The organism is Pseudomonas sp. GYB4201 (assembly GCF_056312595.1).
The window spans coordinates 140,145-163,694 of sequence record NZ_JBWGIG010000013.1 but is presented as its reverse complement, the minus strand read 5'-3'; the positions used below and the strand labels follow the sequence as shown (position 1 = coordinate 163,694).

The following is a 23,550-nucleotide window of genomic DNA, read 5'->3' as shown; positions in this document are numbered from 1 at the left end:
GGCCTTGGCCGCGATGCAGGCGACGCGATCTGCGTAGCAGCGGCCAAATCACCTACTTCCCGATTGGCCGCGGCGAATCCTGCAGCCTGCCGATCCCGCACCAGAAGTGGGTGTAAACCGATAGCAGCGACTGCCTTGAAACGGCGTCGCCTGCATCGCGACTAAAGTCGGCTCCTACGCCGTGCGTGGTAGGAGCCGGCCTTGGCCGCGATGCAGGCGAAGCGATCTGCGTAGCAGCGGCCAAAGGCCGCGTCCTTGCTACAAGGCGGGCTGGGCCAGGAAGTAATAGGCCCGGTCCCCCACCACCACCTTGCGCAACACCTCCACCCCCGCCTCCGGCGCTGCCTCGCGCTCCATTACCGCCACGTTGCCCGGCGCCTGCGCCAGGAACTGGGTCATCGCCTGCTCGCTGGCCAGCGCCGGCAACAGGCTGCGGCTGTAGAACACCCCTGCCCCTGCCAACCGCTCGCTGGGCGTGGCCAACGCCACGTGGCGGCCTTGCGCCTGGTAGTCGCGGATCTGCTCGGCCAGGGGCACGAAGGACTCGGCACGGTCGGCGCGCGGCAACACCCAGATCGCCACGCCCAGGTAGGCCACCACCACCAGCCCCATCACCCCTGCGGCCGCACGCTGCCAATGGGCGGCCGAGCGCCAGGCGAGCAGCACCCGCGCGTATTCCGCGGCGATAACCGCGGCGGCCGGCGCCAGGGACATCAGGTAGACCATGCGCTTGCTCGAGGCCAGGGTCAGCAGCACGAACTGCGCCAGCAGCCACAGGCTGCAGAACATCAGGTGCGGCTGCACGCGCCATTGTTTGCGGAAATGCCACAGGCCCAGGTACACCAGCAGGTTCCACGGCAGGAAGGCTTCGGGCAACTTGCCCAGGTAGTAATAGAAGGGTTCGAAGTGCCCGGCCTCGCTGAACGAGCCGCTGAAGCGCCCGACGCTGTTGGCCCACAGCAGCTCCTTGAGTGCCTGGCCGCCGCCCTGCTGGTAGAGGAAGCCCAGCCACACCAGCAACGGCAGCAGGCCCACCAGGGTCAGCGCCGCCGGCCATAGCCAGCGCCCCAGCGCCAGGCGCCGGTGCTGCACGGTCTCGGCCAGCAGCCAGGCAAAGATGACCACGCCCGGCAGGGCCAGGCCCAACACGCCCTTGCTCAGGGTGGCAATGGCAATACCGGCGCTGAACAGCAGCGCGCTGCCCAGGCTGCGCCGCTGGCTGGCCTGGTAGAACGCCAGCAGCGCCAGGCTGACGCCCAGGGTCAGCAGCGAGTCCTCGCCTACCTGGCGCACGTTGCCCCAGAAGCTGGCGGTGGTGGCGAGCATCAGCCCGGCCGTGACAGCGACTGCCACCGGCCGGTCATTACGCCGCAGGAACCCGTACAGCAGCAGCACGCTGCACAAGCCGGCAAGCGCCGACGCCAGGCGCACCGACCATGCGCTGGGGCCGAACAGGCTCATGGCGGCGCTGTCGAGCCACAGGCTCAAGGGCGGTTTTTCCAGGAACGGTTCGCCGTTGAGGCGCGGCGTTACCCAGTCGCCTTGCAGGTGCATTTCCATGGCGATGCCACCCACCCGAGGCTCGGTGGAACCTTGCAACTGATGGTTGCCCAGGGCAACGAAGAACAGCAGGCCAGTAATCAAGAGCAACAATACAAAGGGGCGTTTCGACGTCATGTACGGGTCATCCAGCGGTGAGCGATGGGATTGCTGCAGTGTGCGGGGGCAAGGGTCAAAAGCAGGTGAAAGCAAGGCCTGCGCAGCAGCATTTCATGTCGATGATGACCGTAGTGCCATCAACGGTTTTTTCTCATCGTGGTCACACAAACGCAACGGTCAGTGCACTAGGTTTGAGCGGCCCGGTGGATGGACCTCCGGGTCTTCGATCCTACGTGGCTGAACATGACTGAAACCTTGTACCGATACTTTCGCTCCGAGCGCGGCGCCCTGGTCCTGCTGCTCGCCGTTTCCGCCATCGCCCTGCTGCTGGGCCTGGGCCAGCGCGAGTTATGGGGCGCCGAGACCCGCTGGGCAAACATCGCCCTGCAGATGCTGCAGAGCGGCGACTACTTCGACCCCTACCTCAAGGGCAGCGCCTACTATGACAAGCCGCTGCCGTCCTATTGGCTGATCACCGCCACCGCCGGCTTGATGGGCGGCCTGGATCACTGGTCCCTGCGCCTGCCGTCGGTGCTTGCCGCCTGGCTGAGCGTCTGGCTGGTGTACCTGCTGGGTGAACGGTTGTTTCGCAAGGGCACCGGGCTGATCGCCGGGTGGCTGCTGGCGACCACCTTTTATTTCCTGGTGTGGTCACGGGTGGCCACCGCCGATGTACTGACCGTGTTCGGCGTACTGGCGGCGGTCTGGTGGTACTGGCGCGACCCGCTGGACACGCGTTTTACCCGCTACGCGGCCTTCTTCCTGATACTGGCGCTGACGTCGCTGCTCAAGGGCCTGATCGGCTTCATCCTGCCGGGTCTGATGCTGCTGCCGCACCTGCTTGGCGAGGGGCGCTGGAAGCGCCACCTGAACCTGCGGCTGCTGGCGGCGCTGGTGGTGGCCGGCGCTGTCTACATGATTCCCTTCGCCCTGTCGCACCTGTACGGCCAGCCCACCTACGGCCAGAGCGGGCTGGGCCTGGTGGTACGCGAGAACATCGTGCGGTTCTTCAAGCCGTTCGACAATTTCGGCCCGATCTACACCTACTTCCTGTACCTGCCGGTTTACACCCTGCCTTGGGCGCCCTGCTGGCTGATCGGCCTGTGGCTGGCCGTGCGGCACTGGCGCAGCACGGACGCCAACACGCGCTGGCTGGTGCTGGGGCTGGGACTGATGTTCGCGTTCTTCACCGCCTGCGGCAGCCGTCGCAGCTACTACGTGCTGCCGCTGGTGCCGTTCGCCCAACTGCTGGGCGCCGCCTGGCTGAGCGGCTACCTGGCCAACCGCCCGGCCAGCGCGCGCCGGTGGCAGCGTGGCATCGGTATCGCCGCGGTGCTGATGATCCTGGTCGTAGGCGTGGCCTACCCCTGGACCAACAGCAACGGCGGCATCATCCGTTTTGGCCAGGACGTGGAGGCTCGTGCCAGCGAGCAGGCGCCGTGGAACCAGTGGCACCTGGTGATGTTGGAAGTCGACAACAAGCTGCCCCTGTACGTACAGAACCACGCGGGGCCGTTCACCTACATCGGCGAAAACGAGGACTACCCACGCGAGGGCACCAGCGCCGACTTCATGGCCTGGCTGGCGCGCCGCACGGGCACGCCCTGGGACCCTGCGCGCACCATCGTCTTCGCCCAGTACCCGACCCTCAAGGACCTGCCGCTGCGCTACCTGGCCGAGGACCATGACCTGGTGCTGACCCAGCCGGACAACGGCGCCCGCCTGTTCCGCGCCCACGCCAACCAGAGTGTGGCGTTCATTCCAAAACCGTGAACGCAGGCCACCTGTACCAGCGGCCGCAAGGCCGCGTCCAGGCACCGTAGCATGCCAGGACGCAGCCTTCGGCAGCTGCTACGGGGGTTTCGTGGCTAGGGGTTACGCTAGCTTGCGCGCCATCAGCCGTTCGAGCACGCGCAGCGGCGCGCGTTCGACCGATTGCATGGCGTCCACCGGCAACAGGAAGGTCTGCTCCAGGGCGCAGGCGCCGCGAGTGGCGGCGTGGGAGACCTGGTCGGTGAAGACCATCCAGGTGGTGCCCGCCGGGAAGTCCCAGACGCTTTGCGGGGCACTCTGCTGGTAGGAAAGGTCCGCCTTCATGCGGTCGTGCAGGTGCAACATATAGTGGTCGTAGGCGCTGCGCGGCGCCTTGGTGATGCCCAGGGCGTTGAGCACCGCGGCCGAACCCCACACCGGCTTGGGCAGCGCCTTGGCGTAGCGGTCGGCCAGTTGCTCGAACGGCTCGCCCAGGCGCCAGCAGCGCGGCTCGCCCGCCGGGTTGATGTTGGCGAACACACGCAGGATACGGTTGCCACGGGTGGGCGAGGACGGGAAATTGTCCACGTGCAGGCGCGTGTCGTCCTTGCGCCAGGAGCTCTGGCGCCCGGCAATCTCTTCGGGACGGAAGCTGGTACGGGCGCGCTGCAAGGCGCCGGCGTAGGGCTTGAGCAGGGTTCGCGCGAGGTTTTCGGCATAGTCTGCGTAGCGCCCGACCATGGCCTGCATCTGCCGGGCCCGGGCTTCGTCGCCTTCCACGCCCTTGAGCGCGTCGCCCTTGGGCGACAGGCTGATGTTCTTGCTCTTGCCGTCCACCCGTGGGGTCAGCAGGTCGCGTTCGTGTTCACCGACTTCAAAGCGCAGGCCCGGGAAAGCCAGGACGTTGCCGGCCTCCAGGGCTGCGATACCGCGGGCTTGAACCTCTGCGTCAATATCGGTGTTCCAGGCAGTGAGGGGCAAGCTGACAACTTCAGTCATATGGTTCGCCTACGTAGATCCATGTACAGCACATGCATGTGTGCCCGCTTCCTGCGGTAAGCGAGCATTGGTGGAATATTTACAAAATATTTCCAGTTATAGCTCAGCCGACAACTTCCAACGTGAAAATTTCGGTGAAACGTGCACGCCGGGACAATCCGCCGCGCTCAAGCGTCGGCGTCATCCTCGGCAATCGGTTCCACCCCTTTATAAACCATCTGGTAGCCGATGCCATGAATGGTGTGCACCAGCGGTACGCCGAACGGCTTGTCGACCATGCGCCGCAGCAGGTGCAGGTTGCTGCGCAGGCTGTCGCTGTTGGGGGTGTATTCGCCCCACACGGTTTCTTCCAGCTCGCGCCGGGTGACCACCGCCGGGCTGCGGCGCATCAGCAGTTCGAGCATCTTCAGGTTAGTCGGGTTGAGGCGCAGCGCCACCCCGCCCCGGCTGATGTCCAGGGTGTCGAGGTCGTAGGACAGGTCGTGGACCTTGAGGGTGCGCGAGCTCTTGCGCTTGAACCGCCACACCAGGGCCTCGATGCGCGCCATCAGCTCCGACAGCGCGAACGGCTTGATCAGGTAATCGTCGGCGCCAGCCTTGAAGCCGTCCAGGCGGTCGGACAAGGCGTCGCGCGCGGTCAGCATGATCACCGGGGTGTCGGCCCGCGAGCTTTCGCGCAGCCGCTGGCACACCTGGGTGCCCGTCATGCCCGGCAGCATCACGTCGAGGATCACCATGTCGAACGAACGGGTGGCCGCCAGGTGCAGGCCGCTCAGGCCGTCCTCGGCGCGGGTTACCTCGCAGCCGCGCAGCTGCAGGTACTCGGTCACGTTATCGAGGATATCGCGATTGTCCTCAACCACCAGAATTTGCATACATCCCCCAGCTTCTTTTTGTACTTTCCATGCGCGCCGCGGCTGCCAATGTGTGCAAAAACAGGCGCGGCGCAGAATCCAGGAAGGCGTATAGCATCACGACCGTCAAAATCGCGTTACATTGTCGTCCACGGAATATCACGACCGCGCCAAGGCTCAAAGCGATTTCATCCCGGTGCCTTCGGCGCGTGCCCGCGCCAGCAGGCTTTCAACCAGCTCGCGCATCTCGCGGCTGGAACGGGCGATGCTGGCGACCTGCTCGCGCTGCTCGGCGCTCAGGCGCGGGTTTTCCAGCAGCAGCTCGCTGGAAGTGGCCAGCACCATCAACGGCGTGCGCAGCTCGTGGCTGACGTCGCCGGTGAACAGTTTTTCGCGCATCAGCGCCACGCGCAGGCGGCCCAGGGTCAGGTCGAAGGAACGCGCCAGCTCACCCACCTCGTCCAGGGCATAGCCCGGCGCCAGCGGCGGCGCCAGGTCCAGCAGTTGGTCACGGTGGCGCACCTGCCGGGCCAGGCGCGTCACCGGCACCATCACCCGGCGCGCCAGGGCGCGGCCCAGCAACAGCGCCGCGGCCAAGCTAAGCACGAAGCCGATGATGACCACCGCGAACAGCACCTGCTCGCGCTGGTCAAAGCCCTGCTGGTCGCGTAGCAGCACGTACTTGCGGCCGTTCACCTCCTGCACCATCACGTACCAGGCCCTGCCGTCGCGCACCAGCTCGCTGAAGCCTGGCCGCAGGCCTTGCAGGTCTGTTGGCAGGGCCAGCTCGCCATGGCCCTCCTGGGCGTAGAAGCGCTCGTCACGCTCGGGCTTGGGCCGCCAGGCGGCCATGTCGTCCATCAACAGGATACGCTGCAGGGTGCCGCCCAGGCTGGTGGTGACCAGGCGCTTCTCGACCACGTGCACGGTAGCGACGATGCCGATGGCGAACGCGCCGGCCACCACCGTGGTCATGATGGCGAAAACGATGACAATCCGTTGGGTGAGGCTGTGTCGAAATTCCATGTTCTTCTGCCCTGTGTCCTCCGTCACGCGGCCACTGCTTCCCGGCGCGCCGCCTTGCGGGTACGCAGGCGCTCGAACCAAAGATAGACCACGGGGGTGGTATACAGGGTCAGCACCTGGGACACCAGCAGGCCGCCGACAATCGCCACGCCCAAGGGCTGGCGCAGCTCGGAACCAGGGCCGTGGCCGAACGCCAGGGGGATGGCGCCCAGCAGCGCCGCCAGCGAGGTCATCAAGATGGGGCGCAGGCGCAGCAGGCAGGCCTCACGCACTGCCTCCTGGGGCGTGCGCCCCTCGGCCTGGGCCTGCAGGGTGAAGTCGACGATCATAATCGCGTTCTTCTTGACGATGCCGATCAGCAGGATGATGCCGATCATGCCCAGCACCGACAGGTCCAGCCCGCCCAGCATCAGCGCCACCAGCGCGCCGAAACCGGCCGACGGCAGGGTCGAGATAATGGTCAGCGGGTGAATGGCGTTCTCATACAGCACACCCAGCACGATGTACACCGTGATGATCGCCGCCAGGATCAGCCACGGCTGCGACTTCAGCGAGTCCTGGAACGCCTGGGCGGTGCCCTGGAAGCTGCCCTGCACGCTGTCGGGCAGGCCCGCCGCCTGGGTGGTCTGGTTGATGGCGTTGACCGCATCGCTCAGTGCCATGCCCGGCGCCAGGTCGAACGACAGGGTAATGGCCGGGAAGATGCCCTGGTGGTTGATGGCGATCGGCACCAGTTCGCGCTTGAGGTGGGTGAGCATGTTCAGCGGCACCATGGCGCCGCTGGTGGAGCGCACGTACAGGTGCTCCAGGGTGGTGAGCGACACCTGCCAGGCCGGGTCCAGTTCCAGGATCACGTGGTTCTGGTCCAGCTGGGTGAACATGGTCGCCACCTGGCGCTGGCCGAAGGCGTCGTACAGCACGTCGTCGATGGCCTGCACCGACACGCCCAGGCGCGAGGCCGAGTCGCGGTCGATGTCGAGGGTGGCCTGGGGAATGCCGCTCTGCTGGTCCGAGGTCACGTGTTGCAGCTGCGGCAGGCCCTGCAGGCGCTTGAGCAGCACGTCGGCCCAGTGGTTGAGCTCCGCCGTGTTGGGGTCTTGCAGGGTGTACTGGTACTGGGTCTTGGCCGCGCGGCCACCGATGACGATGTCCTGGTTGGGCTGCATGAACAGCTTGATGCCCGGCACCTGGGCCAGCGGCGCCTGCAGGCGGGCGATGACCTGGCTGGCGCTGGCGCTGCGCTGGGCGAACGGCTTCAGCGCCACCATCATTTTCGCCTGGCTGATGGTGGGGTTGGGGCCAACCCAGAAGTACACCTTGTCCACGGCCGGGTCCTGGCCAACGATATCGGCCAGTTTGCCCACCTGGGCGCGCATAGCCAGCGGCGAGATGTCCGGCGCCGCCTCGGCCACCGCAGTGATCAGGCCGGTGTCCTGCTGCGGGAAGAAACCCTTGGGAATGTTGGCGTAGAGCACGCCGGTGACCGCCACCGTGGCGATGGCCACCGCCAGGGTCAGGCGCTGGTGGCCCAGTACCCAGTCAAGGCTGCGCTGGTAGCCGTTCTGCACCGCCATGAACGCACGCTCGCAGGCGCTGGCGAAGCGGCCCTCGGGCTCGTCCTCGGCGTGGGGCTTGAGCAGCCAGGCGCAGAGCATCGGCGTGATGGTCAGCGAAACGATGCACGACATGACGATGGCGACGCTGACGGTCACGGCAAACTCGCGCATCAGCCGGCCGACGATGCCGCTCATCAGCAGGATGGGCAGGAACACCGCGATCAGCGACACGGTCATGGAAACGATGGTGAAGCCCACCTCGCGCAGGCCCTCCACCGCCGCCTGCAGGCGCGACTTGCCCATCTCCAGGTGGCGCACGATGTTTTCCATCACCACGATGGCGTCGTCCACCACAAAGCCCACGGCGATGGCCAGGCCCATGATCGACAGGTTGTCGAGGCTGTAGCCCAGCACGTACATCACCGCGAAAGTGGCCACCAGCGACAGCGGGATGGTCATGGCCGGGATCAGCGTGGCCGTGGCCTTGCGCAGGAACAGGAAGATCACCACCACGACCAGGGCGATGGACAGCAGCAGGGTGAACTGCACGTCGTCGATGGAGGCGCTGATGGTCTGGGTGCGGTCGCCGACGATGTGCACCTGCACGTCGGCCGGCAGCTGCGCCATCAACGACGGCAGCCGCGCCTTGATGTTGTCGATGGTGGCCAGCACGTTGTAGCCGGGCTGCTTGTGGATATCGGCGATCACCGTCGGCTGGCCGTCCAGGGCCGCCGACTGCTCGGTGTCCTCGGCGCCGGCGACCACGTCGCCAATGTCGCTGACCTTGATCGGCACGCCGCTCTTGTACGCCACCACCTGGTCGCGGTAGTGGGCCGCGTCCAGCAGCTGGTCGGTGGCGCCCAGGGTGATGGTGCGGCTGGTGCCGTCGAGGTTGCCCTTGGGCTGGTCGAGGGTGCTGATGCCGATAATGCTGCGCACATCCTCCAGGGTCAGGCCACGGGCCGCCAGGCGGTCCGGGTCGATGCGGATGCGCATGGCCGGCTTCTGCTGGCCGTGGAAGTCGATCATGCCCACGCCCGGCATCTGCGACAGCTGCTGGGCCATGTAGTTGTCGACGAACTGGTTGAGCTCCGGCAGCGTGCGCACCGGCGAGGTCAGGGCGATGGATAGCACCGTGGCCTCGGCCGGGTTGACCTTGTTGAAGGTCGGCTGGCTGGTCATGGTCTTGGGCAGGTTGGAGGCCGCGGCGTTGATGGCGGTCTGCACGTCCTGGGCAGCGCCGTCGATGTTGCGCGACAGGTCGAACTGCAGGACGATCTGGGTCTTGCCGGCGGCGCTGGCCGAGGTCATGGAGGTGACCTGGGGCACGGCGGCAAAGGCCCGTTCCAGGGGCGTTGCCACGGAGCTGGCCATGGTCTCGGCGTTGGCACCCGACAGCAGCGCGGTAACCTGGATGGTGGGGAAGTCCACGGTCGGCAACGCCGCCACCGGCAGCTTGAAGTAGGCGAACACGCCCAGCAGCATCACGCCGATGGCGAGCATGCTCAGGCCCACGCGACGTGGGATCAGGCTGGCCAGGGCGTTCATGGTTGCACCTGGCTGGCGTTGGCGGCCACGGCCTGTTCATTGATGGCCGCGACCTTCACCCCGGGGGCAACCCGCGACTGGCCGACGGTGACCACGCTTTCGCCAGGCGCAAGCCCTTCGCGAATCCACTGCTTGCCATCCACGACAATGCTCGACGCCTTGACCTGGCGCGGCTCCACCTGTTGCTGGGCGTTGACCACGTACACGTAGTCGCCGTCGCGCCCCAGCTGCACAGCGCTGGCCGGCACCACGGTGGCGGCGCGCTGGGTGTTGATCAGCAAGCGTGCGCTGACCAGCTCGCCCGGCCACAGCTGGCGCTTGCCATTGTCGAATTGCGCCTTGAGCTGCACCTGGCCGCTGGCGGTGGCCACCTGGCTGTCGATGAAGGTCAGCTGGCCGCGGGCGATCTCATGGCTGCCGTCGCGGCTCATGGCAACCACTTGCAGTGGCTGCCTGGCGTTCTGCTCGAGGATCTGCGCCAGCTCGTCCTGGGACACGGCGAAGGCCACCGAGATTGGGTCCATCTGCGTCAGGGTGACCAGGCCCGTGGCCTCGGCACCGTGCACGATGGAGCCGACGTCCAGCAGGCGCTGGCCGGTGCGCCCGGTGAACGGCGCGCGCACCTCGGTGAAGCCCAGCTGCAGGCGCGCGTTGTCGAGGGCGGCCTGGTCGGCCTGCACGGTGGCCTGTTGCGCGGCCAGTTGCGCCTTGTAGGTGTCGACGTCCTGGGTCGGCCCGGCCTTGGCGGCGGCCAGGTTGCTGGCGCGCTGCAGGTTGACCCGCAGGTTGGCCAGCTGCGCCTGGTCCTTGGCCACCTGGGCCTGGGCCTGGGCGACCTGGGCCTGGTAGGTGCGCGGGTCGATCTGCGCCAGCAGGCTGCCGGCCTGCACCATCTGGCCTTCGTTGAACAGCACCTGGGTCAGCTCGCCATCGGCGCGCACCCGCACGTTGACGCTGTTGAGCGGCTGCACGTTGCCGATGGCCGACAGCCACACCGGCACGTCCATCTGGCTGGCCTGGGACACGTGCACCGGCACGGCGGCGGCAGCCTTGGGCGCGGCGGCGGCCTGGGCGTGGTCGAGCCAGCTGTAGCGGCCAACGCCGGCAACGGCCATCACGGCGACGGCCAGGGCTGCCAGGCGCAGGCGACGGGGGGAAGACGAGAGGCTCATGGCTGGGCGTCCTTGGTAACAGGGTTGGAGGCAAGAGTGGGGGCCGTGCCGAAGTCACCGCCCAGGGCGCGGAACAGCCCGACGGCGGCCTGCAAGTGTTGCAGGCGCACTTGCAGCAGGGTGTCTTCGGCCTGGTATTGGGTGCGTTCGACGATCAGCAGCGTCTGGAAATCGGTGGAGCCCAGGCGGTAGCGCACCTGGGCCAGGCGCGCGGCCTCGCGGGCGGAGTCCACGGCGGCCTGGTTGAGGGCGGCGCTCTTGTCCAGCTCGCGGCTGGCGCTGAGCTGGGTCTGCACGTCCTGCAGGCCTTCGATCACCGTCTCGCGGTAGGTGGCCACCAGTTCCTTGACGTGGGCCTTGTCCAGGGTCAGCTGGCCCTTGAGCTGGCCGCCCTGGAACAGCGGCTGGCTGAGGGTGCCGATGGCGCTCCAGATCTGCCCGCCGGCCAGGGTGTCGATACCACCCAACAGGTTCAGCGACAGGTTGGGGAAGAACGCCGCGCGGGCCACGCCCACGTCGAAATTGGCCGAGCGCAGGCGTGCCTCGGCGGCCTGGATGTCGGGCCGCTGGCGCAGCAGGCTCACCGGCATGCCGGCGTTGGCCGTGGGCAGGGCGATGCCCTGCAGCCCGCTGGCCTCAAGGGTGAAGCCCTGGGGCGCGGCGCCCACCAGCACGGCCAATTGGTACAGCGCCTGGTCGCGCTGCTGGCGCAGCGGCGGCATGGCGGCCTGGAAGGTCTGCAGGGCGTTGCGCTGCTGGGCCACTTCCAGGTTCGAGACCGCGCCCTGGCTGGCCTGCACCTGCACCAGGTCGAGCACCTGCTGGGCGTCATCGGCAATCGACTGGGCCAGCTTCAGACGCTCGTCCAGGGACAGCACCTGGAAGTAGCTGTTGGCGATGTTGGCGCCCAGGGTCATGCGCAGGGTCTGGGCGTCGAAGGCGCTGGCGTCGGCCAGGGCGCTGGCCGAGTCAGCGGTGGCGCGCTGCTTGCCCCAGAAGTCCACTTCATAACTGGCGCCCAGGCCCACGCTGCGCTTGGCGGTGGTGCCATAGTTGTTCTCGCGCTGGAAATTGCCGTCCAGGGACAGCTGCGGGTATTGCAGCGCGCCGGCGACCTGGGCGCTGGCACGGGCCTGCTCGATGCGCTGCCGGGCCGCCTCCAGGGTGTAATTGCCCGTCAGGCCGCGAGCCACCAGGGCGTCCAGCTCGGGGCTATGGAACTCCTGCCACCACGCGCGCCCGGCTGCCGGCGCGGCAGACAGCGGTTGCGCGGCAGTCCAGGGGCCGTCGACCGGCGCGCTGGGCGTGTGGTAGGCCGGCACCAGCGAACAGCCGCCCAGCAGCACGGCCAGGCACAGGGGCCACAAGCGGAAGAAAGAAGGTGCAGCAGCGGGCATGGGTACTCCGTCGAGCCTTGGGTGGACGGGGGGTCCACGAATGGTTGCGACGGTATAGGGAGGGGGCTGGCAGGGCGTTCGTCTGGAAATAAACTTTTGTTTAAGAACGCGTGCCTGGGACGCGGCCTGCGGCCGCTGCTACAAGTCCTCGTAGCAGCTGCCGCCAGGCGGCGTCTGCATATCCCCGTAGCAGCTGCCGCCAGGCGGCGTCCGCTTCGCGCGGTATGCGGGTTATTCGAGCACATACCCCGCACCCATCACGGTGCGGATCAACGAGGTGTCGAAGCCCTCGTCCAATTTCCGGCGCAACCGATAGATATGCTTGTCGATCACGTTGTCGTTGGGGTCGAAGGCATAATCCCAGGCGCTTTCCAGCAGCATGTCGCGGGTGACGATCTCGCCGCTGTGGCGCATCAGCTTGGCCAGCAGCAGCGACTCACGGTACTGCAGGCGTATTTCCCGGCCCTGGCGGCGCGCGGTGCGGGCCGCGCAGTCAAGTTCAAGCTCGCCGACCTTCAGGTGCTCGCCGCTGCCCGGCGCCTGCCCGGCGGTGCGCAGCAGCGCGTGCAGGCGCGCCACCACTTCGACGAAGGCGTAGGGCTTGACCAGGTAGTCGTCGCAGCCGGCGCGCAGGCCTTCCACGCGCTGCTCGGTGGAGGCCAGGGCGCTGAGCATCAGCACCGGCAGTTGCAGGCCTTCGGCGCGTAGCTGGCGCACCAGTTCCAGGCCATCGAGCTGCGGCAGCTTGCGGTCGACGATCAGCGCGTCGTAGATACCCTCCAGGGCCATTTCCAGGCCGTCGCGGCCGTTGTCGGCGCTGTCGGCCACGTGGCCGCTCTCGGCCAGGCCGCGCACCAGGTAGCCGGCGGCGGTGGCATCGTCCTCGATCACCAGTATGCGCACTGCCGGACCTCCTCAATCGTTACCTAAACTAAAATTTAGCTGGCGGCGACCTGCCGTTTGCCCAAGCATGCGCACACTATGCCAGCCGGGGCCCTGTGTTGTCCCTGCCCTCGCCCATTGCCTGCCGGAGCGACACTGCCCATGACCCACGTACTGGTCGTCGAAGACGATCCCACCACCGCACGCGAAATAGAAGCGGCGCTGCATGACCATGGCTACACCGTGACCCTGGCCAGCGATGGCCGCCAGGGCATCGTCCAGGCCCTGAGCAACCCGTTCGACCTGATCGTGCTGGACCGCATGCTGCCCGGCAGCACCGACGGCCTGGGCGTGCTAACCGCCCTGCGCAGCGCCGGCGTGGCCACCCCGGTGCTGATCCTCAGTGCCTTGGGCGCGCTGGATGAACGCGTGCGCGGCCTGCGCGCCGGTGGCGATGACTACCTGACCAAGCCGTTCGAATTCATCGAGCTGACCGCACGCCTGGACGCCCTGCTGCGCCGTGGCGGCGCGCCGGTGGCCAACGAGCAGACCAACCGCCTGCAGGTGGGCGAACTCACTATCGACCTGCTGCGCCGCAGCGTGCACCGGGGCCAGCGCGAGGTGGACCTGCTGCCGCGCGAATACGCCCTGCTGGAGCACCTGGCCCGCCATGCCGGCGAGGTGGTGACCCGCACCATGCTGTTCGAGGCGGTGTGGAACTACAGCTACGACGAGCGCACCAACGTCATCGAAGTGCACATCGGCCGCCTGCGCCGCAAGATCGACGCCGACGGCGAAGCGCCCATGCTGCAAACCATTCGGGGAGCCGGCTATGTCCTCCGTGCGCCTGAGTGAGATCCCCCGCACCAGCGGTTTCCGCATCGGCGTGCTGTTCCTGGCGCTGTTTGGCTGTTCGTTCCTGGCGCTGTTCGGCTATCTGTACTGGCAGACGGCGGTGTATCTGAAGGCCGAGGCCGACGCCAATCTCTACCGCCAGGTGGACAACCGCAGCCAGCAGGCACCGGACCTGCGCCTGGCGGAAATCCGCAAGCACGCCCAACAGGACGCCGACGGCCGCCTGCCCCACGCGCTGTTCGACGCCAACGGCCATTACCTGGCCGGCGCCATTCATCGCCTGCCGGCCATCAACGGCTACGACAAACCCCAGGAGTTTCGCTGGCTGAAAGCCAACGGGCACCACCGGCCGATCCGCTTCATTGTCCACCGCCTGGAAGACGGCACGCAGCTGCTGGTGGCCCAGGACGTGCACGACATCCATGAATTCGACGAACTGCTGGTCAACGCCCTGATCTCCGGCGGCGTACTACTGCTGGTGGTGGGCCTGCTGGGCGCGATCTGGCTGGGCAACTCCACGCGCCTGCGGTTGAACGCCCTGGGCAACGCCATCCGCGGTATCGTCGAGGGTGACCTCAGCCAGCGCCTGCCGGTGCGCGGCAGCCACGACGACATCGACCGTATCGCGCGGGTGGTCAACGGCATGCTCGACGAGCTGGAACGGCTGATGAGCGAGGTGAAAGGCGTGTGCGACGACATCGCCCATGACCTGCGTACCCCGCTCACCCGCCTGATCGCCGGCCTGGAACGCGCCCAGCGGCGCGGCCTGCGCGAAGAAGAGTACGCGCAGACCATCGATTCGGCCCTGGGCGAGGCCAAGGGCCTGCTGATGACCTTCCGCGCCCTGCTGCGTATTTCCGAGATCGAGGACAGCGCCCGCCGCAGCCACTTCGCCCCGGTGGACCTGAACCGCATCGGCGCCGACGCCGTGGAATTCTTCGAGCCCCTGGCCGAGGAGCGTGGCATCGAGCTCACCCTGCTGGAAAGCGACAGCCCGGCCATGCTTGCCGGCGATGCGCAACTATTGTTCGACGCCACCTGCAACCTGCTGGACAACGCCATCAAGTTCTCCCCCGACGGCGCTCGTGTGGTGGTGGCGCTGTCCCAGAGTAGCGACAGCGTGGGGTTACAGGTCAGCGATACCGGCCCGGGCATTCCCGAAGCCGAGCGCGAAGCGGTGTTCCGCCGCCTGTACCGCTCCGAAAGCAGCCGCCACACGGTGGGCAACGGCCTGGGCCTGAGCATGGTGGCCGCCGTGGCCCGCCTGCACGACCTGCACCTGCAGGTGCGCGACGGGGCGCCGGGGTGCGTCATCGAACTGGCTGGCAAGCCGCTCCATCTGTCGGCATTTGCGCGGGCTGACAGCTCCGGTATAGGTAGGCAGTGAGAGGCTGTTCACGAATTTTCGATAATTTCACAACGTTTTCACGGCCAGCGTACTTTCTGGCCAATAGTGTCCAATACTTCTTGCACGCTTCTTCGGAATTCGGCCATGACGGTACCCCCGCAGCGCAAGCTGATGCGCAAGCTTCTGATCGGTACCGCCATCGCGGTGGTACCGGCCCTGATCGCCGGTTTCGTGCTGTGGCCTCGCTCGCCGCTGGACCTGGGCGAACCCGGCAACCTCGCGGCCGCCGGGGTGCTGAAGCATTGGGCTGCCGGTGACGTCATCGTGCTGGTGCGCCATGCAGAGCGCTGCGACCGTTCGGACGCAACGTGCATGAACGCCGCCGACGGCATCACTCATGACGGCCATGAAATGGCCACGCGCATCGGCGACGGCTTCCGCACCCTGGGCATGGCCAACGCCGACGTCATCAGCAGCCCTGCCACGCGTACCGCGCAAACCGGCCAGGGCATGTTCGGTGCCGTGAGCCAGAGCCAGGAATGGCTGCGCGTGTGCAACCGCAAGACCCTGCTGCAGGACGTCCTGGCGCACAAGCAGGCGCACCGCAACCTGGTGTTGGTCACCCACAGTGACTGCATCAGCAAGCTGGAGGCGCAACTGGACTTCGAGCATGCCGAGGCCAGCGACTACGGCACCGCGTTCTTCGTCGCCGTCGACGCCCACGACCAGGCGAGTTCCCTGGGCGTGATGAACGCCGACGGCTGGGCCGTAGCGCTCAAGCGCTAACCACCGCGAACCCGGATTCCCCTGTAGCAGCGGCCAAAGGCCGCGTCCCAGACCCCGCGTTTCTCCCGGCACACCGCAGCGAACCAGACGCCGCCTGCGGCAGCTGCTACGCAAGATCCCTGTAGCAGCGGCCAAAGGCCGCGTCCAGGGCCCCTCGTTTTCCCGGCACACCGCAGTGAACCCGGACGCCGCCTGCGGCAGCTGCTACGCAAGATCCGTAGCAGCGGCCAAAGGCCGCGTCCAGGGCCCCACGTTTTCCCGGCACACCACAGCGAACCCAGACGCCGCCTGCGGCAGCTGCTACGCAAGATCCGTAGCAGCGGCCAAAGGCCGCGTCCAGGGCCCCGCGTTTCTCCCGGCACACCGCAGCGAACCAGACGCCGCCTGCGGCAGCTGCTACGCAAGATCCGTAGCAGCGGCCAAAGGCCGCGTCCCAGACCCCGCGTTTCTCCCGGCACACCGCAGCGAACCAGACGCCGCCTGCGGCAGCTGCTACGCAAGATCCGTAGCAGCGGCCAAAGGCCGCGTCCAGGGCCCCGCGTTTTCCCGGCACACCGCAGCGAACCGGACGCCGCCTGCGGCAGCTGCTACGCAGGATCCGTAGCAGCGGCCAAAGGCCGCGTCCAGGGCCCCGCGTATTTCCCGGCACACCGCAGCGAACCGGACGCCGCCTGCGGCAGCTGCTACGTGGGGTGGGGTTGCTTCATGGGGCGCGCAGCAGCACGTAGTCATCCTTGTCGAAGCTGCCCGCCAGCACCGGGGCCTGGGTGCCCAGGGGCGTGCCCTTGAGCAGCTCGCGGTCCTTGGCTGCCATCATCACCCAGGTACCGGCCGGCAACGCGGCCAATTGCGCGGGGCTGTCAGTGAACTGCGGCAGCAGGTCGCGATTGACGTTGACCATGAACTTGATCGCCTTGGCGTCCTTGCCCATGCCATGCAGCACCAGCGGCGCAGGGTCGTGCTGCACCGCCTGGTCCACGGCCAGGCTGAAGGTGCGGGTGTCATACATCACCTGTTCCACCGGCTCGAACACCAGGATATAGCTGGACCACAGCGCCAGCACCGCGCAGAACGCCAGGCCCACGGCACGCCCGTTGGCGCGCAGCAGCCAGGCCAGGGCTACCGCCTGCAACAGGCCCAGCACCACGGCCGGGGCGGTGATGTGGGGCAGCCATTGCGGGAAGCGATGATGCGCCACCAACACCCCGGCCAGCAGCAGGCCGGGCATGACCAGCCACAGCCCCTGCATCAGCCCACGCAGCCAGGCGAACACGCGCCCGCCCAGGCGGTGGAACGGATAACCGGCGACCACCGCCGCCATGGGCAGCATCGGCAGCACATAGCGGGCCTTCTTCGCCTGGGGCACCGACAGCCCCAGCAACACGATCAGCCCAGCCACCGCGCAGCACTTGAGCAGTTGCAAACCTGGCCCCTGGCGCGCCGGCCCGGCGAACCAGGCACCGGCCAGCACCAGCAGTGCCAGCGGGTACGCCAAGGCGTAGTTGCCCAGGGAACTGATGAAATAGTACAGCGGGCCGCTGGAGCCTTCGCTGCCGTCGATGCGCCCGCCCACCTGCATGTGGATCACGTCGGCGACAAAGGCGTCACCCCCGCTCAGGCGTGCCAGCCACAGCAGCAGGCCGACGCACAGGCCCAACAGCGCCAGTGCACTGAAACCAAAGGCAAACAGGCGCTTCCACTGGCCGTCGAGCAGGTAATAGCTGCACAGCATGCCGGTGGGCACCACCAGGCCTATCGGCCCGCGAATGGCGAAGCCCAGCACCACCAGCGCCAGCAGCGCCCACAGGCGCCGGGGGGTGTGGAAATGGTCATGGGCGTAGCCCAGGTAGAACACCGCCAGGCTTACCGCCCCCAGCATCAGGTCCTGGGACACCGCCCGGGTTTCCATGACGAAGGTGCCGCTCAGCGCCATCAGGGCGATGCTGACCAGCGCCCAGCGCCGCGAATACGGGGCCACCAGCCGGTAAAGCAAGGCAACGGTGACCGCCGCGGCAATGCCGCTAGGCAGCCAGGCACTGAAGCTGGTGACTGCGCCGAACGGCCGCGAGAACAGATAGATGAAAAACGTCGAGGTCGCCGAGTAGTCGGCATAGGGCTCGCCATAGGTGGTGGGGAAGAACGTCAGGCCATGGCGCAGCATTTCCTCGGCGAACATGACGAACCGCGAATCGAAACCGATGGGGGCCATTCCCCAGGCGCCGGCCATGAACAGGACCAGGGCGACCAACCCGGCCCACCAGGCCTGGCGGGCGATTCCACGTGAAGCGTTGGCAGGCAACTCAAGCATTGGCTATTCCTGTAAGCGTCAGGAACACAAGGCCGGTGATGGTAATGAACGACAGCAGCTGGACCAATCGGGTACCCATCGAAGCAATTCCGTTTATTGTTGGGAGCGCGCACAGTATCAGTGAGAAGTTATGAAATTTGTGTCATCGCGCAGTCAATGACGCCGGCTGCAATCATTACAGGTTACGACAAGGAAGATCATGACAATCGAAGCCTTCGACGTGCTGATCGTGGGTGCCGGACTGTCGGGCATCGGTGCCGCCTGGCGCCTGCAGGCCCAGTGCCCCGGCCGCCGCTACGCGGTGCTGGAAGCCCGTGACACGTTGGGCGGCACCTGGGACCTGTTCCGCTACCCCGGCATCCGCTCGGACTCGGACATGTTCACCCTCAGCTACCCCTTCCGGCCCTGGCAGGGGCCGGCGTCGATCGCCGACGGCGCGGCCATCCACGCCTACCTGCGTGACACCGCCCGCGAGGGTGACATCGAGCGGCATATTCGCTTCGACCAGCGGGTGGTGGGCGCCGCCTGGGATTCACAGGCGGCGCGCTGGACCCTGGAGGTAAAGGTGGCCGGCGTCACGCGGCAGTATCACTGCAACTTCCTGTACCTGTGCTGTGGCTACTACGACTACGCCCAGGGCCATCGCCCGGCCTTCCCCGGCGAACAGCACTTCAGCGGCCGCTGGGTGCATCCGCAGCAGTGGCCGGCCGACCTGGACTGCAGCCACCGGGACGTGGTGGTGATCGGCAGCGGCGCCACCGCCGTGACCCTGGTGCCGGCGCTGGCGGCCAGCGCGCGGCAGGTGACGCTGCTGCAACGCTCGCCCAGCTACGTGCTGGCCCTGCCCGCCCGCGACCTGCTGGCCAACTGGCTGCGCCGCGCCCTGCCCGCACGGCTGGCTGGCAGCCTGGCGCGCTGGAAAAACGCCCTGGCGGGGCAGGCGCTGTTCCAGCTGTGCCGGCGCCTGCCGAGGCTGTCGAGCCGGCTGTTACGCCTGGGCGTCAAGCGTGCCCTGCCCCGCGGCTATGCCGTGGATACCCACTTCAAGCCCCGCTACGCGCCCTGGGACCAGCGCCTGTGCATCGTGCCCGACGGCGACCTGTTCCGCGCCATCGCCAGCGGCAAGGCCCAGGTGGTCACCGACACCATCGCCAGCGTCGAGGCCGACGGCCTGCTGCTAGCCTCCGGCAAGCGCCTGCCCGCCGACATCATCATTACCGCCACTGGCCTTAAGTTGCAGGCCTGCGGCGGCATGCAGCTGAGCGTCGACGGCCAGCCGGTGGACCTGGGCCAGCGCCTGGCGTGGCAGGGGCTGCTGCTGGACGGGGTGCCGAACCTGGCGTTCTGCGTGGGCTACACCAACGCGTCCTGGACCCTGCGCGCCGACCTGTCGTCACGCAAGGTGTGCCAGCTGCTCAACCACATGCAGCGCCATGGCTACCGTGAGTGCCGCGCGCAGCTGGCCGATGCCGGCGGCGAGCGCCGGCCGCTGCTGGACATCAATTCAGGCTACGTGCTGCGCGCCCTCGATGGCTTGCCCAAACAAGGCGCGCGGGCGCCCTGGCGGCTGCGGCAGAACTACCTGGCCGACTACCTGGCGTTCCGCCTGGGCGGCATGAATGCCCAGGGCCTGGTGTTCCACTAGGCCACTTCGCCCAGCCCCAGCTCCCGCACGCCATTGGGCTGCCAGGCGTCGAAATGCAGCGCCACCAGGCGCTCGCCCTTGACCTTGCGCGCCTCGCCCAGGCGCGCCTGGACCACGCCATTGCGCTGGAAATAGCGCTCCAGCGACGCCGTGGTCACCGCCACCACGGCCTTGGCACCCAGCTCCCAGGCAGCATGCAGGGTGGTCCAGAACACGCGCATGGCCAGGCGCGGGTCCTGGTCGGCCTGGGCGGCAAACCGGGAGATCTCCCAGGTGCCACGGTTGGCCGGCGGGGTTTCGTCGCACAGGTAGTCGAACACCTCGCCCAGCAGGTAGGGCTCCAGGGTGGGCAGCAGGCGTGCGCAGCCACGCACCTGGCCATGTTCGTCCAGGGCAATGATGTAGCGCGTGCCGGGATGGTCAAACTGGTCGAACTCGCGCCCCGCCAGCGGCGAGGTGCTGCGCACGTCCCAGCCCATCTGCTCGATGAACACCCGGTGGCGGTAACGCCCCAGGGCGTCGCGCAGCGGCGCCGACAGTTCGCTGTAGCGTTTGCTGATTATCTGCACCATCAAGTGTGATTTCCTTGTCTTAAAGCAGCCCCAACATGGCGGCATGCGCCGCGGCCAGGGTCTTGCTGGTCGCCTTGAATTTTTTCAGGATGGCCTTGAGGTGGAAGTTGACGGTATTGATCGAGATGTCGAGGATCAGCGCGATTTCGCCGGAGCTCTTGCCGTCGGCGGTCCATTGCAGCACCTCGCGCTCGCGCTGGCTGAGGCTGATGGACGGCTGCGAGAGCATGGGGTGGCCCAGCTCGGCGAGGCGCTGCATGGTCTGCTCGATCAGGTAGCGCAGGTGCAGGCGCACCACTTCGCTTTCCACCTCGCCGATCTTCTCGTCGTGGCGGGCTACCGACAGCACGCTCAAGGTCTGGTTGGTGGTGCGCAGCGGCAAGGTGGCGCCGACCCGCAGGCCGTTGTCGCGAGCCTCGCCCCACAGCTGGCGGCACTCGCGAAACAGCGCGTCGTCCCACACCACCATGTCGCTGGAGCGCAGGCCATGCAGGATCGAGGGGTCGACCCGCGCATAGTCCTGCGCCTGGTAATGCTCCAGCCAGTCATCGGGGTAGGAGCCGATGACCTCGGTGGTCGGTCGCGTGAACGGCACCAGGTGACGGATGCCGCAGGCGTAATAGTCGAAGCCCAATCGATGCACCTCACGGTCCAGCACCGTCAGCACCTGCCAGATGTGCTGTTGTGCGAGCATCTCGGCGCGGAGCTCGTTCGCCCATCGCACCAGATCGCTGTCCTTGCCCATGACTCTGCTCTCGATTTCCCATCCTTGCAGGGAATCTAACGCACCGTCGCTCTGTGTCAATGAAATGTCTGATTACAATACGTCAATAATCCGCCACCTCAGCCCGCTTGTGACAATGCGCGGGCACTGTAGCGGCCGTGGCATTCTTCAATCAGTTCCACGGCTTGCGCGCAGGCATCGCTGGCCACCGAGCGCTGGTGGGCGAGCACGCAGGCGCGGCGGATGGCCGGGTCGCTGCGCACGTGCAGCAGGGCTTCTAGCAGGTCATGCTCGCCCAGCGGCAGCTTCAGCCGCACCCCGGCGCCCAGGCGCACCAGGCGCTCGGCGTTGTCGAACTGGTCGTGGGCCACGGGCAGCACCACCTGGGGAATACCCGCCGCCAACGCCAGGCTCATGGCCCCGACGCCCGCCGGGTGCACCAGGGCTGCGCAATGGGGCAGCAAGGTGGACATCGGCGCGTAGCGGCACTGCAGCACGCTGGCGGGCAGGTCGCTGATGGCCTCGCGGTCACCGGTGAGGAAAATGCCGCGGGCACCCAGCTTGGCCAGGGCGCTGATGGCTAGGCGGTAGAAACGCTGGTCAAAATGCGTGGTCGAGCCCTGGGTGAACACCACCGGCGCCGGCCCGGCCGCCAGGAACGCCTGCACCTGCGGGTCCAGCTCGCCACCCTGGCTGCCGTCGTAAAGCGGGAAGCCGACCATGTTCAAGGGGCGTGGCCAATCCGGCTGGGGCGCGGCGAACCAGTCGGGGAACAGGCACAGCACGCCCTGGGGCGCATGCAGCCATTGGCTGAACACCCGCTGCACGGTGCCGGTCAGGCCGACCTTGTGGCGCAGCGCGTCAATGGCCGGGGCGCAGGTGCGGTCCAGGCTCAGGTATTCGATGCCCCGCCACAGCCATTTGCGCAGCGACAGCGGCATGCGCGGCGAGACGTTGAACTTGGGGTGCACCGGCGGCACGTGGGCCGACAGCAGCGTCGACGGCGACACTTGCACCGACAGGTAGGGAATGCCGTAGCGTTCGTGGGCAATGCGCGCGCCCAGCGCCCACAGCGAGCCCACCACCACGATGTCCTCGAACCGCCGCGAGGCCACGTAGCGGTACACCGGCTCCAGCATGCCGGCGATGGCCTGCCACAGGGTGCCGAACGAGGTCTTGGGCTCCCACAGGCGCGGGTCGTCCATGGCCTGGCGGTAGGTCTGCTCGTCGCACACCGGGACGAACTCCAGCCCCTGCTGTTCGATGGCCGCCTGGAACGCCGGCATGCTGCACAAGGTCACCCCGTGGCCCTGTTCGACCAGGGCCTTGCCCAGGCCAATGAAGGGATAAACGTCACCGGCCGAACCGATGGCCACCATGATTACCTGCATGGGCATACCTCACTCGAAAAAACGTTCACTCAGGCGTACCGCGCCTGGGCCACCATGGGCTTCCACGGCACCGACAGCAGGTGGCCCATCAGCGCGCGGTGCACGCGGGCAGCGGCCAGGCGCGACTCCAGGTCGAGGAAATGGCCAGTACCTTCCAGCACGGCGAAGCTGCAGCTGGGCACGTGCTTGGCGAAATTCAGCGCATCGGCCGGGCTGGTGTACTCGTCCCACAGGCCGTTGATGAAATGCACGTGGCTGTTGATGCTGCCCAGGCGCTCCAGGTAACCACCGCCACCCAGCTGCAGCACCTGCTCGATGTGGAACTTGGCCTGGCGATACTCGCCGGTGGCCAGCGACGCCATGTGCTGGTGGTTGCTGGCCTTGAGGCGCGGCGGCAGGTAGCGGCCCACGGTGTCGTTGAGCAGGTGGCCGATGTCGGACTTGCTGTCGCTTTCAATCAACAGGCGGGCCTTGTTGACGTAGTCGAGCATGGCCTTGTTCAGGGTCGGCGCGAAGGCCATCACCACCGAGCTGTCGATGGACTCGGGGTTGTGGCTGAGCGCCAGCAGCGTCGAGATGCCGCCCCACGAGGCCGAGGCCAGGTGGTGGATCTCGAAGCGCTCGATCAGCGCCAACAGCAGCTGCACCTCGTCGTCCTTGGTCACCAGGTGCTGCTGGCAGTTGTGCTCGCGGGAGCGGCCGGCGAACGGCAGGTCGAACAGGAACACGTTGAAGTGCTCGGCCATCACCTTCGCCGCGCGGGTGAAGGAGGTGGTGGTGGCCATGGCGCCGTTGACGCACAGCACGTTCTTGCGCCGCGGGTCATTGCCCAGGCATTCGACGTAGACCTTGTAATCCTTGTACAGCCCCTCGACCACGAAGTTGTCGTGTCGCATGTCATTACCTCTCACTTGAATCATCCATTTGCGTGCATAGAAGCCCGATGCGCCCCCGGTTACAGGCGCAGCGGGCAAAGGTTCGTCCTTGTTGTTGTGAGACGGCGAGGGCTTTGCAAAGCAGGCGGGCAGCGCAAACACTGGCTGCCAATGGAAGTGATTCTCGGCGTGATGGCGCAA

General features: G+C 67.1%; 17 protein-coding genes and 1 pseudogene. 5 read left to right on the top strand and 13 right to left on the bottom strand.

Translation table 11 applies throughout. The features are described 5' to 3' along the window. Positions 1-258: 258 nt before the first annotated feature. A complete protein-coding gene (locus AC0Z2B_RS15060) occupies positions 259-1,677 on the bottom strand; it encodes an ArnT family glycosyltransferase (protein ID WP_476297625.1) in 1,419 nt (472 codons plus the stop codon). A 225-nt stretch (positions 1,678-1,902) separates the two neighbouring features. Here AC0Z2B_RS15060 and AC0Z2B_RS15055 point away from each other — a divergent pair, with 225 nt between their 5' ends. Beyond that, positions 1,903-3,432: an ArnT family glycosyltransferase gene (locus tag AC0Z2B_RS15055; RefSeq protein ID WP_476297623.1), complete on the top strand. Its 1,530-nt coding sequence runs from the start codon at positions 1,903-1,905 to the stop codon at positions 3,430-3,432. Between the two features lie 102 nt (positions 3,433-3,534). Here the strand turns inward: AC0Z2B_RS15055 and AC0Z2B_RS15050 are convergent, their stop codons facing one another. The 7 genes and pseudogenes from AC0Z2B_RS15050 to AC0Z2B_RS15020 all read right to left on the bottom strand — a co-directional run bounded on the left by AC0Z2B_RS15050 (position 3,535) and on the right by AC0Z2B_RS15020 (position 12,866). Continuing rightward, positions 3,535-4,410: a Kdo hydroxylase KdoO gene (locus tag AC0Z2B_RS15050; RefSeq protein ID WP_416425481.1), complete on the bottom strand. Its 876-nt coding sequence runs from the start codon at positions 4,408-4,410 to the stop codon at positions 3,535-3,537. 167 nt (positions 4,411-4,577) lie between these two features. Next, the gene (locus AC0Z2B_RS15045) at positions 4,578-5,285 is read right to left on the bottom strand and encodes a response regulator transcription factor (protein ID WP_416425482.1); all 708 of its coding nucleotides are present in this window, start codon (positions 5,283-5,285) and stop codon (positions 4,578-4,580) included. A gap of 180 nt (positions 5,286-5,465) precedes the next feature. Continuing rightward, positions 5,466-6,290: pseudogene (locus tag AC0Z2B_RS15040) on the bottom strand (sensor histidine kinase); the annotation flags it as partial. 23 nt (positions 6,291-6,313) lie between these two features. Continuing rightward, positions 6,314-9,394, bottom strand: coding sequence for an efflux RND transporter permease subunit (locus AC0Z2B_RS15035; RefSeq protein WP_476297621.1), 3,081 nt, complete (start codon positions 9,392-9,394; stop codon positions 6,314-6,316). Then, positions 9,391-10,566, bottom strand: a complete 1,176-nt coding sequence (locus AC0Z2B_RS15030; RefSeq protein ID WP_416425484.1) for an efflux RND transporter periplasmic adaptor subunit — start codon at positions 10,564-10,566, stop codon at positions 9,391-9,393. The genes AC0Z2B_RS15035 and AC0Z2B_RS15030 overlap by 4 nt, the downstream gene beginning before the upstream one ends. Beyond that, positions 10,563-11,963, bottom strand: a complete 1,401-nt coding sequence (locus tag AC0Z2B_RS15025) for an efflux transporter outer membrane subunit (RefSeq protein WP_476297619.1) — start codon at positions 11,961-11,963, stop codon at positions 10,563-10,565. Before AC0Z2B_RS15025 ends, AC0Z2B_RS15030 begins: the two co-directional genes overlap by 4 nt. Before the next feature lie 231 nt (positions 11,964-12,194). Then, the gene (locus AC0Z2B_RS15020) at positions 12,195-12,866 is read right to left on the bottom strand and encodes a response regulator transcription factor (protein ID WP_476297617.1); all 672 of its coding nucleotides are present in this window, start codon (positions 12,864-12,866) and stop codon (positions 12,195-12,197) included. A 141-nt stretch (positions 12,867-13,007) separates the two neighbouring features. On the opposite strand from AC0Z2B_RS15020, the gene AC0Z2B_RS15015 reads away from it, so the two are divergent. The 3 genes from AC0Z2B_RS15015 to pmrG all read left to right on the top strand — a co-directional run bounded on the left by AC0Z2B_RS15015 (position 13,008) and on the right by pmrG (position 15,834). Beyond that, positions 13,008-13,700, top strand: coding sequence for a response regulator transcription factor (locus tag AC0Z2B_RS15015; RefSeq protein WP_476297615.1), 693 nt, complete (start codon positions 13,008-13,010; stop codon positions 13,698-13,700). Beyond that, the gene (locus AC0Z2B_RS15010) at positions 13,678-15,087 is read left to right on the top strand and encodes a sensor histidine kinase (protein WP_476297613.1); all 1,410 of its coding nucleotides are present in this window, start codon (positions 13,678-13,680) and stop codon (positions 15,085-15,087) included. The genes AC0Z2B_RS15015 and AC0Z2B_RS15010 overlap by 23 nt, the downstream gene beginning before the upstream one ends. 105 nt (positions 15,088-15,192) lie before the next feature. After that, positions 15,193-15,834 carry a lipopolysaccharide core heptose(II)-phosphate phosphatase PmrG gene (gene pmrG / locus AC0Z2B_RS15005; RefSeq protein ID WP_476297611.1) on the top strand — a complete coding sequence of 214 codons (642 nt, stop codon included), beginning with the start codon at positions 15,193-15,195 and terminating at the stop codon, positions 15,832-15,834. 703 nt (positions 15,835-16,537) lie between these two features. On the opposite strand, the gene AC0Z2B_RS15000 is transcribed toward pmrG, so the two are convergent. After that, on the bottom strand, positions 16,538-18,142 hold the full coding sequence (locus AC0Z2B_RS15000) for an ArnT family glycosyltransferase (protein ID WP_476297609.1): 1,605 nt from the start codon (positions 18,140-18,142) through the stop codon (positions 16,538-16,540). A gap of 199 nt (positions 18,143-18,341) precedes the next feature. On the opposite strand from AC0Z2B_RS15000, the gene AC0Z2B_RS14995 reads away from it, so the two are divergent. Then, a complete protein-coding gene (locus tag AC0Z2B_RS14995) occupies positions 18,342-19,787 on the top strand; it encodes a flavin-containing monooxygenase (protein WP_476297607.1) in 1,446 nt (481 codons plus the stop codon). Here the strand turns inward: AC0Z2B_RS14995 and AC0Z2B_RS14990 are convergent. The 4 genes from AC0Z2B_RS14990 to AC0Z2B_RS14975 all read right to left on the bottom strand — a co-directional run bounded on the left by AC0Z2B_RS14990 (position 19,784) and on the right by AC0Z2B_RS14975 (position 23,370). Beyond that, positions 19,784-20,359: an acyl-homoserine-lactone synthase gene (locus tag AC0Z2B_RS14990; RefSeq protein WP_416427429.1), complete on the bottom strand. Its 576-nt coding sequence runs from the start codon at positions 20,357-20,359 to the stop codon at positions 19,784-19,786. The two genes, AC0Z2B_RS14995 and AC0Z2B_RS14990, sit on opposite strands and share 4 nt — an antisense overlap. A 19-nt stretch (positions 20,360-20,378) precedes the next feature. Next, positions 20,379-21,104: an autoinducer binding domain-containing protein gene (locus tag AC0Z2B_RS14985; protein WP_476297605.1), complete on the bottom strand. Its 726-nt coding sequence runs from the start codon at positions 21,102-21,104 to the stop codon at positions 20,379-20,381. Positions 21,105-21,202: 98 nt separating this feature from the next. Beyond that, positions 21,203-22,474 (bottom strand): glycosyltransferase, encoded by a 1,272-nt coding sequence (locus tag AC0Z2B_RS14980; protein WP_416425493.1) that lies wholly within the window; start codon positions 22,472-22,474, stop codon positions 21,203-21,205. Positions 22,475-22,503: 29 nt separating this feature from the next. Beyond that, on the bottom strand, positions 22,504-23,370 hold the full coding sequence (locus tag AC0Z2B_RS14975) for an alpha/beta fold hydrolase (RefSeq protein ID WP_476297603.1): 867 nt from the start codon (positions 23,368-23,370) through the stop codon (positions 22,504-22,506). Positions 23,371-23,550: the final 180 nt, after the last annotated feature.